Raw genomic sequence first — 17,350 nt, 5'->3', positions numbered from 1 at the left:
TCATCTTAACGTCCTAATATTTTTTTGAATAACTGGATAGCTTTGTATTTTAAAGGCGATGGATGATAACGGAAAGTACCTGCTTTACGTACAATGTAGCCATTAAAATTTTGTTTAAAACGCAAAACACCATCACTTCCATCAAAAAGCCCTTGAATGCCTAGGAAGTTGTATTTAGGTATTCCACGTTTTATGCTTTCCAACATAATATATTTTTGAAGCAGTGCAGGGGCATAGAATTTATTAAATTCAGTGTAGGAGCCACTAAAGAGGTAAGTCGTTTCCTGAGGCATATAAACAAATAAACTCCCAGCTAAAACAATATCTTCTTCTCCATATTTTTCAATCAATTTACGTGCCTCTACCTTACGGACATCAAAGGTCTCCAATTGTCGAGATAGTTCCCTTAACTCTTTTTTCTTTTTTGCCGAATCTGGATACTTCTCAAGCAAAGATAATAGCGCATCCTTTTGTTTTATTAATTGACTTTGCCTGTTTATTAAATTTGTTAAATACTCTGAAAAATTGAGTATCGCAATCATAAACTCAGCTTGTTCTCCAAAAGCATCATAAAAATGCTCATAGTATTCTAAACTTTTATCACTATATTCTCTACGTTCAGAGGTTTCTTTTGTTATATTCTTAAAAATTGATAGCTCTTCACGTTTTAACTTTTTCAAACGAATACCAAAGGTTTCAGCCTTTTTCACCAAAGGTTTCCCTTTTTTACTAAAACTTTTAAGCAAATTCTTTTCAGTTAATTCAGTCAGGTCCTTATAATATAACCAATCTGGTTCTCCACCTGGATACCCAGTCATCAAACCATCAAATTGAAAACCCAAATCAGTCAAATCTTGAATAATAGTTTTTTTCTCAGCATCTATTGGATTACCTTGGCTATCAAAAGTTTGATAAGTTTCATAAGGTTTTACAAGCAACTCTAATACACCATTTTGCTTGGCATATTCTTTTAACTCCGCATAAAAAACTGGAAGGGCATCTTGTTGAGTATAGATCGGTCCCGAATTGAGCTCCATGTGCAGACCACCCAGCATGGGCAAGCTATAAACCAGGGCTGCAACTTGAATTTCTCCTTCTTGTTTCAAAGCAAGATAAACAATTCGAGCCCCTCTTTTTTCTAACAAGTCCCCCATCTGGACTGATTGCATAAAAGAACGAGAAGAAACCTGATCAGAATAAGCCTGAAATTCTTCTTTTGTTAGTGTAATTAGTGCCATATACTTACTTTCTATGTTTTTTTCTTAATGTTTTACGGAAATCAAGAGCAAGTCTTAACAGAGGATAAAGAAAATGGGTAGGCAGTGTAAATTCACCCAAGTATTCTTCAATTGTTGGATTAAATTTTTCCTTAAAATGATAAAGTCCACCATTGAGAGAGTTTTCAACACCACCTAAATTTTGCCACACCATACCTCGCTCAAATGCATAGCGAGCCGTTTCATACCAAGTTAAAACTGATGCATTGTAACGTTTAAAATCATCATCCATACCAGCATATAGATTGACAGAGGTATTACCAAATTCCAAACTCAAAGTAGCGGCTAAAGGAATGTTTGATTTTCCCATATTCATATATCTCTGTAAGAAATCTATTTCCTCTTCTAAACGTTCTTTTTCTTTTATATTTTCTTGAACTTTTGAAGGTTTGGTTGCATCATTAAATTTTTCTGCAACTGCTCTATTTTTTTCTAACTGTTCTTCTAACTCTCTCAAACGTTTAGAAACATCCAAACTCGTTAGCGTGATATAGGAATCTTCTTTGAAGTTATCTAATAATTTTTTATAATAAGCTTCGTTTCTTAAATGGATCTCTTTTCGCTTCTCAGTTTTTTTCATCAGCTCCGAAAATGAATTTAATAGTTCCAGTCCACCATATTGAATCTCAAGCCCTTTGTTTCGTGCTGTTCGGATAGCTTGCTTCGTTGATTTAGAAAGTTTATCTTCTTCAAAATTTTCCTTGTATATTTTCGCCTGAATACGAGGTTGAATGGTTCTCCCATTTCCTCCGTTTTTCCTGACCACCTTGCCCCCATTTGTTGCAAACAATCAATAATAGCCAGATTTTCAGGAAATTCTGTTTTTTCCTGATTGATTAAACTTTGAGATAGACAAATGCTTGGATCAAAAGTCACAAAAACCGCTCTCTTACTGCGAGCATAGGACTTAATGGACTGAATGACAAAACTCAAGAGTTCTGTATCCCTGTAATCCAATATAGGTCCTCTTGGAATGTAAAACATTTTATAGCCTAGCGGAAGAGTTCTAATCAAAATACTAGCTGTCGCCAGTAACTTTTCTCCCCTGTAGACACCAAACTTCTCATGTTGCCAATCAGACTTAACTGCTTCCCAAGCACTACTTTGTAATATATTGACTAATTCGTGTTCTTTGACAAACTGATCATATTCTAACGTGGGAATGCCAATTTGATAACGGTACATTTCCTATTTTCTCCAGTATTTTATTACTATTCTACTACTTTCGTTTGAAAAGTCTAGTGAAAACTTATTTTATTTTAGTTCTACTACCCTACGCCAAAGTTCAAACTAAATCAATCTCTCTTCTAATTTGAAATCAATTGGTAGGGTTGCTAAGAACCGTTCCAATTGTTTTTCCCAATAATACCATTCGTGAGTTCCAGCGCTATGGCTATAGGTCACATCAAATCCCAGCTTTTTGAGATTTTTCACTGCTAGATTATTGGCTTCGTACAAGAAATCCTGCTCGCCACACCAAGCCCACAGCTTAGTCTTTTTGTCCGATTTTTTAGCCAGACTTTCTAGAGAATAAGGACTAGTTGTCCAGTCTTTAATCTCTCCAAATATACCTCTCCAGTAAGCTGGAGTTCCCAAATCTTGACGCTCAGGAGAAAAATCTTGAAAGCTGAGGGCACCTGAAAAACTAGCTGCATGAGAAAAACGATTTGTAGCGAGAGCCAGTTTAAAGCAGCCGTAACCTCCCATAGAGAGGCCAGCGATAAAGGTCTTTTCACGCTTACTGGTCATGTTAGGGAAGAAGCGTTTCAGAACCTGTGGTGATTCCTCTGCTAGTGCTGTGTAATAGTCAAAACCATATTGGGTATCGGTGTACCAACCGTTGCTGGTATTGGGCATAACGACGATGAGATTAGTCCCTCGAAGCAAGCGTTCTACATTGGTCCGCTTAAGCCAACTATTATGATTACCAGACATTCCGTGCAAGAGGTACAAGACGGGAATATCTGTACAATCTGGTTCTTCCACTCGATTAGCATCAGGATAGAGGACATTAACCCCCCACTCCATATCCAAGACTTGTGAGTAATACTCAATTTTCATTACTGCCATAATTTTTTCCTCTATGTTTCTATAAGAAAAAGCCAAAACTCGGCTTTCTCTCTACTTATTTCAACGATTATTTTGCTTCCATGACTACTGGTAAAATAGCTGGACGACGCTTGGTTTGATCAAAGAGGTACTTGGTCAGATTATCACGAACCTTCCCTTTAAGATCTGCCCAGTCAAAGTCATCTCCTTGAAGATAGTCTTCTACCGTTTGGTTAATCAATTCTGAACTTTCACGGAGAATATCGCGACTCTTCTTGAGATAAACAAATCCACGAGTATGAACACGGGCCTTGGCCACAATTTTCTTTTCACGACGGTTAACGGTAATTGCTACGATGAAAATACCGTCTTCTGACAAGACCTTACGGTCACGAAGGACCACATTCCCAATATCACCAATGGCATTTCCGTCAATCAAGACATCGCCTGCCGAAACTGCGCCAGCTGGGACAAAGTCCCCATGCTCATAAGCCATGCTTGTTCCCTTCTTAGGGATGAAAATGCGTTCCGGCAACATCCCAACTGCCATAGCAGCCTTAGCATGGGCATCCAATTCACGGTATTCGCCTTGAATTGGGAATAGATACTTAGGTTGCAAGAGATTGATCATCAACTGCAAATCACGCGCATTCCCGTGACCTGACACTCTCAAGCTTTGATTGATCAGTTTGACAACCCCACCAGCTTGGTAAATCATGTTTTCCACACGCGCCATGACTGCTTCTTTGGCGATAGACGGAGTCGTTACGATATAAACTAGGTCACCGTCCTTAATTTCCACATAACGGTGGCGACCAATCGACATCTTACGCAGACCGTTGATGGGCTCACCCATACGACCTGTCTCAAGGATAATCAACTCATGGTCTTCAAAGCGAGACATATCTTTTGGCTTAATCAAAAGACTCTCGTTAGCTAGAGATAATTTCTTGAGACGAATAGCAGTGCGGACGATATTTTCAATATCAAATCCTGTCAAGACCACACGACGACCTGTTACATCCGCAGCGTCAAACACCTGCTGAATACGAGAGAGGTTGCTGGCTACTGCTGCAACAATGATACGACCATCCCAGTCCGCTATAGTTTGGGTAATTTCATCCCCAACTTCACTTTCGCTAGCCACTTGAATATTACTGTCCGCATTGGCTGAATCGCTAAGAAGGGCTAGAACTCCATCACGACCGATTTCTGCCAAGCGAGCGAAGTCTGTCGCATAGGATTCACTAGCTGTCTGGTCAAATTTGAAGTCACCTGTATAAACGATACTACCTTCAGCTGTCTTCAAGACAACACCCAGACTTTCTGGGATAGAGTGGGTCGTGCGGAAGAAGGACACCACAGTCCCTCCAAAATCAATCTCCGTATTCTCATCAATGACATGGAAATCATTGAATTTCTTAACTGTGTCATTTCCTTTGACAAAAAGTTTTGCCAACTCAATGGTCAACTCAGAGCCAAATACAGGTACCTTGGCTTCAGCCAAGAGATAAGGCAGAGCACCAATGGCATCCGCATGCCCGTGAGTCAAGAAGACCCCTGCGATACGGTCGCTATTTTCAAAAAGGTAGTCCATATTGGGAATGACCACATCCACTCCTAGTTGTTCATTTTCAGGGTATTTTAGACCTGCATCCAAAACGAAAATAGACCCATCGATTTCAGCGATATACATATTTTTCCCATTTTCACGCACACCACCAAGTGTTGTTAAACTGATATTACTCATTTTTCCTCCGAAAGCTTAATTTATCTTGATTATAGGGTTGCTTGCCCTCTTATTCTAAAAGCACTATAACTTTTAGCCGAATCTTTTCCTACCATTATACCATTTTTTTGATGATTTTCAAAATGAAGATTTGTTTTCAAAAAAGAGCTGGTTGCCCAACTCTTTCCTATCTGCTATTCTTTTTCCATTAAAAAGTCATAAATTTCTTGCACGGTACCCAGCGCCATCATTTCTTGGACTTTGACGGTTTGTTTAAGATTTTGGTAAATCTGACTTTCTCCGATTTCCCGCTTTGGTGCCTCTTTATTGACGGTCATGACCCCATCTTTGATGGTCACAAAGCCTAGTTCTTCAAATACTTGAATCATCTTGACCAGCAAGATTTGTTGAATATTGAGATAAGCAGCTAAATCCTTCAGCTTATAGCGAATATCAAACTCTGGAAACTGGTAGATGGTCTTGTACAATTTGGCAAACTGCTCTCTAATCCCATAACCTGTTAGATAGTAGGCCTTGTCAATGTCATTTTTAAAATAAACAGCAGAAAAATTTTGTTCTTGAAAAATAGTCTTCAGCTGAGTAATATCCTCAGGAATGGTTTTTACGACCACAGCATCACTATTTACTAGATTTGGCAGTTCTCCAGCAAAATCCAAGACTGGAACTCCTTCTGGCAAGATTGCATTTTTCCCACGAATGTTAAAGAGTTGAACACCCTCCACACGCGCATCCACCATCATCAATTGGAGGGCAGTTTGACCATTCCATTGGTTGACAGACAATTTGACTGCCAGCTCTAGATTCTTGGTTTGAGAAAACTCTGTCGCCCATCTACCTTGGCCAAAGGCTACCACTTCAAAACTCGCCTCACCTTTGGATATTTTCAACTTGAGATGGGCATTGCCCGCCCCCATAGTACGGGCACTTTCGACTTGAAAATCCTTGATATAAAAGACAGGTTTCTGATTGTCCATGCCAAAAGGTGCCAAACGGTCAAAACTTTTGACCGTTTCCAAGTTAAGTGTCTCCAAATCCAGCTCTTCATCTAGATTTAACCTGTTCTTGCCAGCAGCATCTGCGCCTTTTTCACGGACATAATCTTCCAAGACCTGAGATAAATCTGAAAGTTTCTCAACTTCCAGCGTCATGCCAGCTGCGCCAGCATGGCCTCCGAAAGCGATAAAAAGGTCTCGATGAGGATCCAGGGCTTCAAAAATATCCACTGCTTCCACACTACGAGCACTACCCTTAGCACGACTGTCCTCTATATTAAGAACAATGACTGTCTGCCCCAATTCTTCCAACAAACGACCAGCCACGATCCCTAGAACCCCAGGATTCCAGCCTTCCTTGGCCAAGACTTGGACCTTCTTCTCAGGGTCCGCCATAGTCTTAGCTTCTTCATAGATAGACTGGACGATTTCCTTGCGCTCTTCATTTTTCTGATGAATCATAAGGGCGATCTCGTGCGCTTCCTCATCATCAAACCCAGTCAGCAAATCAATGGCAGGATTAGGATCATCCAAACGCCCCAAGGCATTCAAACGAGGGGCAATCTGAAAACCAACCGTTTCTTCTGTTACTTCGTTGGCAGCAATCCCAGCCATATCCAGCATTTCTTGCAGACCAATTCGTTGAGTATGCCCCAGCATTTCTAGACCATACTGAACCAAGATACGGTTTTCATCCGTCAAACTCACCATATCCGCAATAGTTCCGATAGCGACCAAATCAAGCAGTTCCACTTGTACTTCTTCTAACAGGGCACAAGCCAACTTGAAAGCCACTCCGCAACCAGCCAAATATTTGAAAGGATAGTCCGCATCTGGATGCTCAGGATGGACAATAGCATAGGCATCTGGTAAGGTTTCAGGCATGGAATGGTGGTCAGTCACAATGACATCTACTCCCATAGATTGGGCCAATTCAATAGCCTCGTGACCCGCAACTCCATTATCCACCGTCACAATCAAGGAGATTCCTTCTTGCTCTATAAAGTATTTGTAAACACTAGCATTAGGCCCATAGCCATCAGTAAAACGATTAGGCAAGTAAACACGGCACTCAGCGCCAAGCTGTTCCAAACTTTCCTTCACAATCGAAGCCGAAGTCATACCATCCGCATCGTAATCTCCATAGATGAGAATATTTTCCCCTTCTTCAATGGCCTGCCGAATCCGCTCCACTGCCTTGTCCATATCATGGAGCAGATAAGGGTCGTGCAAGTCCTCCAAGGAAGGTTCCAAAAACTTTTTCAGACTTTCTTGGTCTTGAATCCCTCTCTCAAATAATAACCGAGCCACCTCAGGACCCAGTCCAGCCTTCTTGGCTATCTTTGTAAAATCCGCATCTTCTACCTGCGGGGCAAACTGCCATTCATAAGTAGGTGTTATCAAAAAGACATCCACTCTTTCTAAGAATTCTATTGCTTCATTATAACATGATTTAGGCTTTTTCTCTATCCTGATTGCTTTTTTATAAGATTTTAGTGAATTTTTTCAGATATGATTTGACAAGACAAATCTTTTGGTGTAGAATCATGTAATAAAATCTAACACAAAGGAAATTCCTTACCAGCAGGAATGTCGCAAGGATTTACCTCTGCCCAAATCCTCTACCACATCATTCTCCCACAAGCCATCCGCAAAATGTTGCCAGCCATCATTTCTCAGTTTGTGACCGTGATTAAGGATACCAGTCTCCTCTACTCTGTTATTGCCCTACAAGAACTCTTTGGAACCAGCCAAATTCTCATGGGCCGTTATTTCGAACCAGAGCAGGTCTTCAGTTTGTATATCCTGATTGCCCTCATCTACTTCAGCTTTAACCTAGCCATTTCTAGCCTATCTCATATGCTAGCCAAACGTTGGCAACAAGCTGCAGAATAAACAGCCACTCTCCAGTTCATTGGAGAGTTTTTTCTACGCCATCTCAAAAAACACTACCAGATTTCTAGCAGTGTTTTGAGTTTCATTTATCTTATACTCAATGAAAATCAAAGAGCAAACTAGGAAACTAGCCGCAGGCTGTACTTGAGTACGGCAAGGCGACGTTGACGTGGTTTGAATTTGATTTTCGAAGAGTATTAGTAGACTGTTTTTTCAGTTTCTACATCAAAGAAGTGTGCTTTGTTCAAGTCAAATCCAAGTTCAACTGTTGCACCTGTTTGCAAGTAGTCACGAGCGTCAACTTTGGCAACAAATTCATCTTTACCAACTTGGCAGTAAAGGTGAGATTCTGAACCAAGTAATTCTGATACAGAGATAGTAGCTTTGACAACTGATTCTGGGAATGTTTCAAGGAAAGCAGGTTCTGCATTCACATCTTCTGGACGGATACCGAAGATCAATTCTTTACCTTCGTAACCTTTTTCACGAAGAACTTTCAATGCTCCTTCTGGAACTTTCAAGCGGAAACCGTCAGATACAATTTCGCTACCAACCAATTTCACGTTGATAAAGTTCATAGCTGGGCTTCCGATGAATCCTGCTACGAATTTGTTAACTGGGTTTTTGTAAACTTCTTGAGGAGTACCGATTTGTTCTACACGTCCGATAGTACCTGTACCAGCAGGGTTCTTAGTTGCTGACATGATAACGATACGGTCTGCAAGTGTCATCGCTTCTGTTTGGTCGTGCGTTACGTAGATAGTTGTAGCTCCAATACGACGGTGAATCTTCGCAATTTCAGCACGCATTGATACACGAAGTTTGGCATCCAAGTTTGACAAAGGTTCGTCCATCAAGAATACTTTGGCATCACGGACGATTGCACGACCCATGGCAACACGTTGACGTTGACCACCTGAAAGGTCAGCTGGTTTACGATCCAAGAATTCTTTCAAACCAAGAATTTCTGCTGCTTCTTGTACACGTTTGTCGATGTCTTCTTTGCTGTATTTACGCAATTTCAAACCGAAAGCCATGTTGTCATAAACAGTCATGTGTGGGTAAAGAGCGTAGTTTTGGAATACCATGGCGATATCACGGTCTTTTGGAGCCACGTCGTTGACAACCACGCCATCGATAGATGCAGTTCCTTCTGTGATGTCTTCAAGACCAGCAATCATACGGAGTGTAGTTGATTTACCACATCCTGAAGGACCTACGAAAACGATAAATTCTTTGTCTTTGATGTTCAAGTTGAAATCTTCAACTGAATAGTGTTCGCTGTTTGGATATTTTTTGTAAATATTTTTAAGATTCAATTCTACCATGAGGTGAACTCCTTTTGTCTTTTGATAGTTTTATTATAAATGAAAACGCTTTACATTTCTATGGCAAGGTGACCAAAAAAATAAAAAAGTTCTGTGCAACTTGCACAAAACTTTAGAGAATATCTGGTAAAATCAATTGATAACACAGGGTTAGATCCGTTAACTCCTTCAACTGAAGTCCTGTCAATTCCTCCCATTTATCAATCTTGTATTGGAGAGAATTACGGTGCAGATAGAGTTGCTGGGCTGTTTTAGTGAGAACAGCACTATTTTCCCATAATGAGAGAATGATTTCCTGAATCTGATCTTGATCCAAGATTATCTGGTGCAGGCATTCCTTAATTACTCTCAAATCCACAAGCCTTTCTCCTATACTCCACAGATAGAGCTGAGAAAATGTATGAACACCTTGGTGGCCCTGACGCCACCAAGTCTTAAACAAATCGCGCTCCGCTTTGATTAAGTCTGATAGGGCATGATGTCCAGTCTGAGACCAAACCTGGCCTAACATGATGGACAGACGAAGACCAAAGTCATACTCAACTGCTTCAATCGTATCAGATAAAATTGATCGAACAGAGCTGTATTTATCTTGTTGAAGCACAAATACATAATCCTGAGCTCCGACCTGAAGGACGGTCTGACAATTCGGAAAAAGAGTTCGCATCATATCTAACCAAGAAGGTAGATTCTCTTGTTGGAAATAAGAAAGATGACAATAAACCAACTGAATCTTTTTAAAAGTTTGCGGTGCCTGCCCCTTGCCCTCAATCAGAAAAGAATACCAAGGATTGAGGGAAATGGTTTGCTCCTGCTTGGTTAAAAGAGCCACCAGTTGTTTTTCACGCTCGCTGAGTCCAGCTTCCTCCAGCAAAATCCACTGCTGAGAAGCTAAAGGGAGTGTGAGATAACCTTCTTTCTCTACTGGTTGGTCTGAAATCTGAGCCTCAGGAAACCAGTCTTGTAGTTCTTTTGCTATCATGTCCTAGCCCTCCACTTTTTGGATGCACCACGAAATCAAGCTCTCAAGACGTTTCAGATTTTCAGTCATATGAAGATAGCCCATGACTGCTTCAAAACCTGTAGACATACGATAAGTCACCACATCGGCATTTTTAGCCTTTGTGTGGCTATTGGTATTGCGACCACGTTTGTAGATTTCTTCTTCTTTTTCCGTTAGAACCTGCTCATCCAACATAAGGGAAATCAGGCGGGCCTGAGCCTTAGCTGAGACATACTTGGTCGCTTCTTGGTGGAGTTTATTGGGCTTGGTCATACCTTTGAGAATGAGGTGGCGCCGAATATACATAGAGTAAACGGCGTCCCCCTCAAAAGCTAACGCAATCCCGTTAATGAGATTGACATCAATCACGAGTCCACCTCACTCCATCCTTGGTGTCAAGGAGTTTAATTCCTTGAGCAGCCAGTTGGTCACGGATTTGGTCCGCTGTCGCAAAGTCACGATTGGCACGCGCTTCTTGGCGTTTTTGGATTAAGGCTTCAATCTCTTCATCCAAAACTTCCTCAACAAAGACAATTCCAAAGACCTCTAACATAGCTGCAAGAGCTTCCTTGACACTTGCATCATAGTTGCCTGAGTTGATCCACTTAGCCATTTCAAAGACAACTGTGATACCGTTGGCGGAGTTAAAGTCTTCATCCATAGCCGCCACAAACTTGTCTTTAAATGCTTGCAACTCCCCCGCATCTACAGTTCCAGTAAATGGTTGCGCGTAAGTGTTCTTTAGATACTTAAGATTAGTCTCTGCATCACGCACGGCCTTTTCAGTAAAATTGATTGGCTTGCGGTAATGTTGAGTCGCAAAGAAGAACCGAAGCACTTGCCCATCAAGTGTTTTAAGAGCGTCGTGAACTGTAATAAAGTTACCCAAGGACTTGGACATCTTGACATTGTCGATATTGACAAAACCGTTGTGCATCCAGTAGTTGGCAAAGGTCTTGCCTGTTTTGGCTTCTGACTGGGCAATCTCGTTGGTGTGGTGTGGAAATTCTAGGTCGGCTCCACCGCCGTGGATATCAATAGTATCACCTAAAATCTCTGTCGACATAACTGAACACTCGATGTGCCAGCCTGGACGACCAGGTCCCCAAGGACTATCCCAAGAAATCTCTCCTGATTTGGCAGATTTCCAGAGGGCAAAGTCCACAGGATTTTCCTTACGAGCCGTTTCTTCATCAGTACGACCTGAAGCTCCCAGCTCCAAATCTTCTAAAGTTTTATTAGCCAATTTGGCATAGTTGTGGGATTTTTCCACACGGAAGTAAACATCTCCTTGACTCTCATAGGCAAAGCCTTTTTCAATCAAATCTTCCACAAAGCGGATAATGTCCGCCATAAACTCCACTACACGCGGATGGCGAGTCGCAGGTTTGACGCCCAAGGCTGTCACATCCTCACGAAAGGCAGCGATGTACTTGTCCGCAACCTCCTGAGGCGTGATACCTTCTTCCTTGGCACGGTTGATAATCTTATCATCCACATCCGTAAAATTGGAAATATAGGCAACCTCATACCCACGGTACTCAAAATAACGACGAATCGTATCAAAAGCTACCGTCGAACGGGCATTCCCCACATGGATATAGTTGTACACCGTTGGCCCACAAACATACATCTTAACTTTGCCGTCCTCAATCGGGACAAATTCTCGCAATTCACGAGTCATGGTATCATAGATTTTAATCATAAATCTTAATCAGGAAAGCTAAAATCCAAGATTAGTTCATTACATCACTAAAATTTCAATTGAATTTCAGTCCGAATATCTCTACACTTCGGAATCCCTTGCTCCTTTCTCATTCAGATAAACCACCTGAGTCTGTTTGACAAAGCCAATTTTTTCATACAAACGCTTGGCACCTACATTGCTATCTTCCACTGCAATCTGAAATTCCTTGTCATTTTGCTCAATCAATTGGTTGACAAGGGATTTTGCTAAGTAGCTTCCATAGCCTTTCCCACGTTCAAGTTCTGATATTGCTAAACCGTAGAAGTAATTCGTATTAGTCGATAAATCTACCGTGCAAGTCCCAATAACCTGACCGTCTTTTAATAAAACATATAGGCGACTTTCTGGATCTTTCAGAGCTTCAGCGACATATCTATCCTCAACTTCTCTAGATTCATGTTCCCCTAAAAATGCCTGAAATTTCAACTGACTAATTTGATCCTGATACGAGCTATCTGCTAACAAAACTTCAAGATTGGAAACATTTGCTAACGGATAAGGTTTTCTATCCTTACCTAACCAAGTTTCTGTCTCTTCATCCTCGACCAATCCCCAGTTGCTGACAAAATCAGGATGGCGGTCTAGAAAAACACGCTCTGTCCGAAAAGTAACTGAATGAATCGGAAAAGAAGCTGTTTCTCTCTCAAAACTAGTAAACAATGCACGCGCAACCCCCTGACGGCGATGATCTGGATGAACCAGTATCGTCACTTCCACATCTTGGTCATCTGCATAGACAGTTAATAAACCAACAAGTTCGCCTTTTTCATAATAAAGGAAAAAGGCGGGCATGTTTGGGTCAAAATTAAGCATGTTAGAGAGATAGGGATCTCGATAGGTACCGTCATAGTTTTGGCAATAGTTAATTAGTTTTTTCGCCTCAGATAACTCCTCTTGGCTCAACTTGTTTCTTGCTTGAATCATATAGATATCCTCTACAAACCAGACGATCTGTGACTGGCTTCTTTAGCCTGCTCGAGTTTATTAACGTAGTACTCTCGTTTTTCTTCGACTTCGTGAATGACGGGCTCATCTTTCTTACCATGTACACGGACAATCTTGGCAGGAATACCGACAACTGTCACATCACTAGGAACATCTGCTACGACAACTGCTGCAGCACCAATCTTGGCATTTTCACCGATTTCTACTGGTCCAATAACTTGGGCATGGGCTGATATGAGAGCTCCTTTACGAACGGTCGGATGGCGTTTGCCAACATCCTTCCCAGTCCCACCAAGAGTTACCCCGTGGTAGAGAAGAACCCCTTTTTCAACGATAGCCGTCTCCCCAATCACCAAACCAGAGCCATGGTCGATAAAGACACCTGATTCAATCTGAGCTCCAGGGTGAATCTCAATCTGAGTCCAAAAACGCCAAAACTGGCTATGCATACGAGCCAGGAGTTTGAAGCCGTGCTTCCAGAGAAAATGGGAGAGACGGTGGGCCGCCAAGGCCTTAACACCTGGATAAGTCAGCAAAACCTCCAAAGTGGTACGGGCCGCTGGATCATTTTCTTTTACAATATCAATGGTTTCGCGCCACCATCCCATATATTTCTCCTTTTCTTATTCTGAATCTTTTGGTGTTTCTGCAGTTTCTTTCTTAGGTTTGTGGTCCTTGTGATGACGTGGGCGGTGAGGACGCTCTGATTTTTCATCTTTTTCATCACGTTCAGGTTTTGGCGGACGAGGAAGAAGAGCTTTCATAGAAGCATCTACACGTCCTTTTTCGTCAATTTTGATAACCTTAACATCGACTTCATCTCCGATTTCTACCAAGTCTTCAACACGATTAGTACGAGTCCAAGCCATTTCAGAGATGTGAACGAGGGCATCTGTCTTGTCAAAGAGGTTGACAAAGGCACCGAATTTCTCAATGCGAACAACCTTAGCATGGTAAACTTCGTCCACCTTGGCTTCACGAACCAAACTAGCAATGATTTCTTTGGCGCGGTCGATAGCATCTTGGTCGCTAGAGTAGATAGATACGTTTCCTTCTTCGTCGATATCAATCTTAACGCCTGTTTCAGCGATGATCTTATCGATGGTTTCTCCACCTTTACCGATGACAATCTTGATTTTATCCACATCAATCTTAATGGTATCAATTTTCGGAGCAGTTGGAGCCAATTCTGGACGAACTTCAGGTATAGTTGCTTCGATCACATCAAGGATTTCAAAACGCGCTTTCTTGGCTTGAGCAAGAGCCTTCGTCAAGATTTCTGCAGTAATCCCTTGGATCTTGATATCCATTTGAAGAGCTGTAATCCCGTCACGAGTACCTGCAACCTTGAAGTCCATGTCTCCAAAGTGATCTTCCAAACCTTGAATGTCTGTCAAGACTGTGTAGTTGTTTCCATCTGAAATGAGACCCATCGCAATACCTGCTACTGGCGCCTTGATTGGAACACCACCAGCCATAAGGGCAAGCGTTCCCGCACAGATAGAAGCCTGAGAGGAAGAACCGTTTGATTCCAAGACCTCTGCTACCAAGCGGATAGCATATGGAAATTCTTCCAAGCTTGGCAATACTTGAGCAAGGGCACGCTCACCAAGAGCACCGTGACCAATTTCACGACGACCTGGCGCACCGTAACGACCAGTTTCCCCTACAGAGTATTGTGGGAAGTTATAGTGGTGCATAAAGCGTTTCTTGTACTCTAGATCCAAACCATCGATGATTTGAGTTTCTCCCATTGGCGCCAAGGTCAAGACTGAAAGAGCCTGAGTTTGCCCACGAGTGAAGAGACCTGAACCGTGCACACGAGGAAGAAAGTCAACAGCTGCATCCAAAGGACGAATTTCATCAACCTTACGACCATCTGGGCGAACCTTGTCTTCTGTAATCAAACGGCGTACTTCTGCGTGTTCCATTTGTTCCAAGATTTCAGCCACATCACGCATGATACGGTCAAATTCTTCATAATCTGCATATTTTTCTTCGTAAACAGCAGTCACTTGGTCCTTAACTGCTTGAGTAGCAGCTTCACGCGCCAATTTTTCTTCTACTTGGACCGCTTTTTGGAGGTCGCTGTTGTAGGCTGCGATGATTTCAGCTTGCAAGTCAGCGTCTACATGAAGCAATTCCACTTCTGCTTTTTCTTTCCCAACAGCTGCAACAATTTCTTCTTGGAAGGCGATCAATTCTTTGACTGCTTCGTGCCCTTTAAGAAGGGCTTCCAACATGATTTCTTCTGACAACTCTTTAGCACCAGACTCTACCATGTTGATAGCGTGCTTGCTACCAGCTACTGTCAATTCAAGAAGTGAGCGCTCTGCTTGTTCTAGACTTGGGTTGATGATGATTTGGCCATCTACATAACCCACTTGTACCCCAGCGATTGGTCCGTCAAATGGAATATCTGAGATAGAAAGCGCTAAAGATGAACCAAACATAGCTGCCATTGGTGCCGATGCATTTTCATCATAAGAAAGCACAGTGTTAATCACTTGCACTTCGTTACGGAAACCTTCCGCAAACATAGGACGGATTGGACGGTCAATCAAACGCGCTGTCAAAGTCGCATCTGTTGAAGGACGTCCTTCACGTTTCATAAAGCCACCAGGAAACTTCCCAGCTGCATACATTTTTTCTTCGTAGTTGACTTGAAGAGGGAAAAAATCCCCAGTTGCCATCTTCTTAGACATAACGGCAGCAGTCAAGACAGTTGACTCACCGTATCGCACGACAACAGCGCCATTTGCTTGTTTAGCAACCTGACCAGTCTCTACAATTAACTCACGACCCGCAAAAGTCGTTTGAAACACTTGTTTTGTCATGTTAATCCCCTTTGGATTGATGAAATTATACGCCTTGCCTACAAAGATCAAGACACTAAGGACGTCAAAAGCAAAGTAAAAATAGGAAACTGACGAAGTCTTCGATGAAGACAAGACAGTTTATCTTTTTTACACAGCTTTTCGGCCGTGTTCAATTACACAAGATACTAAGCCGTTAAGCAACTCAAAGGAAAATAGGAAATTGAACGACGGAGCGACTGCTCCTAGGCAGATTTATCTTTTTCCAAAGAGTTGTAGGCGTGTTCAATTCTCAAGATACAAATCATTAGAAAGGTTTGATACTAAAGTATCTAAACCTTTCACGCTAATCGCTATCAGGCGATTAGCTAAATGCTTTACTAACTCCCTCATTAAATAAAATCGATTTGACTCAATCGTGTCGCTCTTTCCCAAAATCAGTAAGAGTCGTTTAGGAAAAATTGCTATCAAAAAATCGAGAATTAGAAGATCCTAAATACCCTCATCTTTGTATCAAGTACGTACAGAGTCTATTTTATCATATTTTTCTTAAAAAGTGCGGGCTTTTCTATTAAAAAGGAACCACTCCCCTCAGCTGAGAAGAATGGTTTGCTTTTTATTATCCTAGAGACTGATGATTAAACAAGGCATGGGTTGCTTGGTGGATGTAGTTTGCTGTTTCAGCACTGTTCATAGTGTAGAGATGGACACCTGCAACATCCTGAGTTACCAAGTCCACGATTTGGTCCACGGCATAGGCAAGTCCTGCTGTTCTGAGCGACTCAGGGTCATGCTCATACTTGTCTAAGATGGCTTTAAATTTGCGTGGAAGATGGATATTCTCACAAGTCTTCAAGAGACGAAGAGCTTGGTTACGGTTAAGAATTGGCATAATCCCTGCATGAATGGGAACATCAATCCCTGCCAAGATACATTTATCTTGGAAATCGTAGAAACGCTCATTGTCAAAGAAAAGTTGAGTTACAAGGCTTGAACAGCCTGCATCCACTTTCTTCTTAAGATTTTGAATATCTGAAATCTGATTTTGTGAGTCTGGATGCCCTTCTGGATAACAAGCTCCAATAATATCAAAATGTGGGGCCTGCTCCTTGATAAACTCGATCAGGTCTGTGGCGTAGCGAAAATCCTTTTGCGGTTCCACATCTGGAATAATATCCCCACGAAGAGCCAAGATTTTCTGCACCCCAACCTTGTCCAAGTCTGCAATCGTTTCAGCAACCTTGTCCTTAGTCAAATAGATAGCTGGCAAGTGAGCAATGGTTGGAATCTCCAAGTCATTTTGGATAAAATCAGCCAAACGAACCGTCGTCTCTTTGATATTAAATTTATTATTACTAGCAGTCACACTGATGAAGTGTGGTGCCAAGCCCTGCATGTCTTTCAGGGCTGAGATAATTTTGTCATTGCCTACTGCTGGGTTTGGAGGGAAAACTTCAAATGAGAGGGACGGTGTTTGACGTGACATATGTATAAACCTTTTCTAGTTGATTTCTTACTGATCACCCGTGTAGAGAGAACTGTCTTTT

Annotated in this window: 12 protein-coding genes and 2 pseudogenes; 1 reads left to right on the top strand and 13 read right to left on the bottom strand. The window is 41.8% G+C overall.

Annotated elements, in window-relative coordinates; all coding sequences use genetic code 11:
- Positions 1 to 5 precede the first annotated feature (5 nt).
- The 5 genes and pseudogenes from D2908_RS09195 to recJ all read right to left on the bottom strand — a co-directional run bounded on the left by D2908_RS09195 (position 6) and on the right by recJ (position 7,472).
- Positions 6 to 1,238, bottom strand: coding sequence for an aminoacyltransferase (locus tag D2908_RS09195; protein WP_117306580.1), 1,233 nt, complete (start codon positions 1,236 to 1,238; stop codon positions 6 to 8).
- Between the two features lie 4 nt (positions 1,239 to 1,242).
- Positions 1,243 to 2,462: pseudogene (locus D2908_RS09190) on the bottom strand (aminoacyltransferase).
- A 105-nt stretch (positions 2,463 to 2,567) separates the two neighbouring features.
- On the bottom strand, positions 2,568 to 3,347 hold the full coding sequence (locus D2908_RS09185) for an alpha/beta hydrolase family protein (protein ID WP_117306578.1): 780 nt from the start codon (positions 3,345 to 3,347) through the stop codon (positions 2,568 to 2,570).
- A gap of 67 nt (positions 3,348 to 3,414) precedes the next feature.
- The gene (locus D2908_RS09180; protein ID WP_117306576.1) at positions 3,415 to 5,076 is read right to left on the bottom strand and encodes a ribonuclease J; all 1,662 of its coding nucleotides are present in this window, start codon (positions 5,074 to 5,076) and stop codon (positions 3,415 to 3,417) included.
- Positions 5,077 to 5,249: 173 nt separating this feature from the next.
- Complete coding sequence (gene recJ, locus D2908_RS09175) at positions 5,250 to 7,472, bottom strand: single-stranded-DNA-specific exonuclease RecJ (RefSeq protein ID WP_165847492.1); 2,223 nt, start codon at positions 7,470 to 7,472, stop codon at positions 5,250 to 5,252.
- 180 nt (positions 7,473 to 7,652) lie between these two features.
- Between recJ and D2908_RS09170 the strand changes: the two are divergent.
- A pseudogene (locus D2908_RS09170) lies at positions 7,653 to 7,964 on the top strand (ABC transporter permease subunit); the annotation flags it as partial.
- A 197-nt stretch (positions 7,965 to 8,161) separates the two neighbouring features.
- Here the strand turns inward: D2908_RS09170 and ugpC are convergent.
- From ugpC to metF, 8 genes are all read right to left on the bottom strand, one after another.
- Positions 8,162 to 9,292: a sn-glycerol-3-phosphate ABC transporter ATP-binding protein UgpC gene (ugpC, locus tag D2908_RS09160; protein ID WP_049496807.1), complete on the bottom strand. Its 1,131-nt coding sequence runs from the start codon at positions 9,290 to 9,292 to the stop codon at positions 8,162 to 8,164.
- 112 nt (positions 9,293 to 9,404) lie between these two features.
- Complete coding sequence (locus tag D2908_RS09155) at positions 9,405 to 10,274, bottom strand: PucR family transcriptional regulator (protein ID WP_117306572.1); 870 nt, start codon at positions 10,272 to 10,274, stop codon at positions 9,405 to 9,407.
- Between the two features lie 3 nt (positions 10,275 to 10,277).
- Positions 10,278 to 10,664, bottom strand: a complete 387-nt coding sequence (locus D2908_RS09150; protein ID WP_117306570.1) for a Mini-ribonuclease 3 — start codon at positions 10,662 to 10,664, stop codon at positions 10,278 to 10,280.
- Positions 10,657 to 12,000, bottom strand: a complete 1,344-nt coding sequence (cysS, locus tag D2908_RS09145; protein WP_117306569.1) for a cysteine--tRNA ligase — start codon at positions 11,998 to 12,000, stop codon at positions 10,657 to 10,659. The genes D2908_RS09150 and cysS overlap by 8 nt, the downstream gene beginning before the upstream one ends.
- 81 nt (positions 12,001 to 12,081) lie before the next feature.
- Positions 12,082 to 12,966: a GNAT family N-acetyltransferase gene (locus tag D2908_RS09135; protein ID WP_117306567.1), complete on the bottom strand. Its 885-nt coding sequence runs from the start codon at positions 12,964 to 12,966 to the stop codon at positions 12,082 to 12,084.
- Between the two features lie 11 nt (positions 12,967 to 12,977).
- Positions 12,978 to 13,595, bottom strand: a complete 618-nt coding sequence (gene cysE / locus D2908_RS09130; RefSeq protein WP_117306565.1) for a serine O-acetyltransferase — start codon at positions 13,593 to 13,595, stop codon at positions 12,978 to 12,980.
- A gap of 15 nt (positions 13,596 to 13,610) precedes the next feature.
- Positions 13,611 to 15,824: a polyribonucleotide nucleotidyltransferase gene (gene pnp / locus D2908_RS09125; protein WP_117306563.1), complete on the bottom strand. Its 2,214-nt coding sequence runs from the start codon at positions 15,822 to 15,824 to the stop codon at positions 13,611 to 13,613.
- A gap of 598 nt (positions 15,825 to 16,422) precedes the next feature.
- Positions 16,423 to 17,289 (bottom strand): methylenetetrahydrofolate reductase [NAD(P)H], encoded by an 867-nt coding sequence (gene metF, locus D2908_RS09115; protein ID WP_117306561.1) that lies wholly within the window; start codon positions 17,287 to 17,289, stop codon positions 16,423 to 16,425.
- Positions 17,290 to 17,350 lie beyond the last annotated feature (61 nt).

The sequence above is a fragment of the Streptococcus sp. LQJ-218 genome, from assembly GCF_003428885.1.
Lineage (GTDB): Bacteria > Bacillota > Bacilli > Lactobacillales > Streptococcaceae > Streptococcus.
This window is presented reverse-complemented; position numbering and strand designations above follow the sequence as displayed.

What these genes read in the sequence shown, in the direction of transcription:
- cysE (WP_117306565.1), bottom strand. Translation starts at nt 13,595, where the DNA reads ATGGGATGGTGGCGCGAAACCATTGATATTGTAAAAGAAAATGATCCA.
- ugpC (WP_049496807.1), bottom strand. Translation starts at nt 9,292, where the DNA reads ATGGTAGAATTGAATCTTAAAAATATTTACAAAAAATATCCAAACAGC.
- D2908_RS09155 (WP_117306572.1), bottom strand. Translation starts at nt 10,274, where the DNA reads ATGATAGCAAAAGAACTACAAGACTGGTTTCCTGAGGCTCAGATTTCA.
- metF (WP_117306561.1), bottom strand. Translation starts at nt 17,289, where the DNA reads ATGTCACGTCAAACACCGTCCCTCTCATTTGAAGTTTTCCCTCCAAAC.
- D2908_RS09185 (WP_117306578.1), bottom strand. Translation starts at nt 3,347, where the DNA reads ATGGCAGTAATGAAAATTGAGTATTACTCACAAGTCTTGGATATGGAG.
- pnp (WP_117306563.1), bottom strand. Translation starts at nt 15,824, where the DNA reads ATGACAAAACAAGTGTTTCAAACGACTTTTGCGGGTCGTGAGTTAATT.
- D2908_RS09195 (WP_117306580.1), bottom strand. Translation starts at nt 1,238, where the DNA reads ATGGCACTAATTACACTAACAAAAGAAGAATTTCAGGCTTATTCTGAT.
- cysS (WP_117306569.1), bottom strand. Translation starts at nt 12,000, where the DNA reads ATGATTAAAATCTATGATACCATGACTCGTGAATTGCGAGAATTTGTC.
- D2908_RS09135 (WP_117306567.1), bottom strand. Translation starts at nt 12,966, where the DNA reads ATGATTCAAGCAAGAAACAAGTTGAGCCAAGAGGAGTTATCTGAGGCG.
- D2908_RS09180 (WP_117306576.1), bottom strand. Translation starts at nt 5,076, where the DNA reads ATGAGTAATATCAGTTTAACAACACTTGGTGGTGTGCGTGAAAATGGG.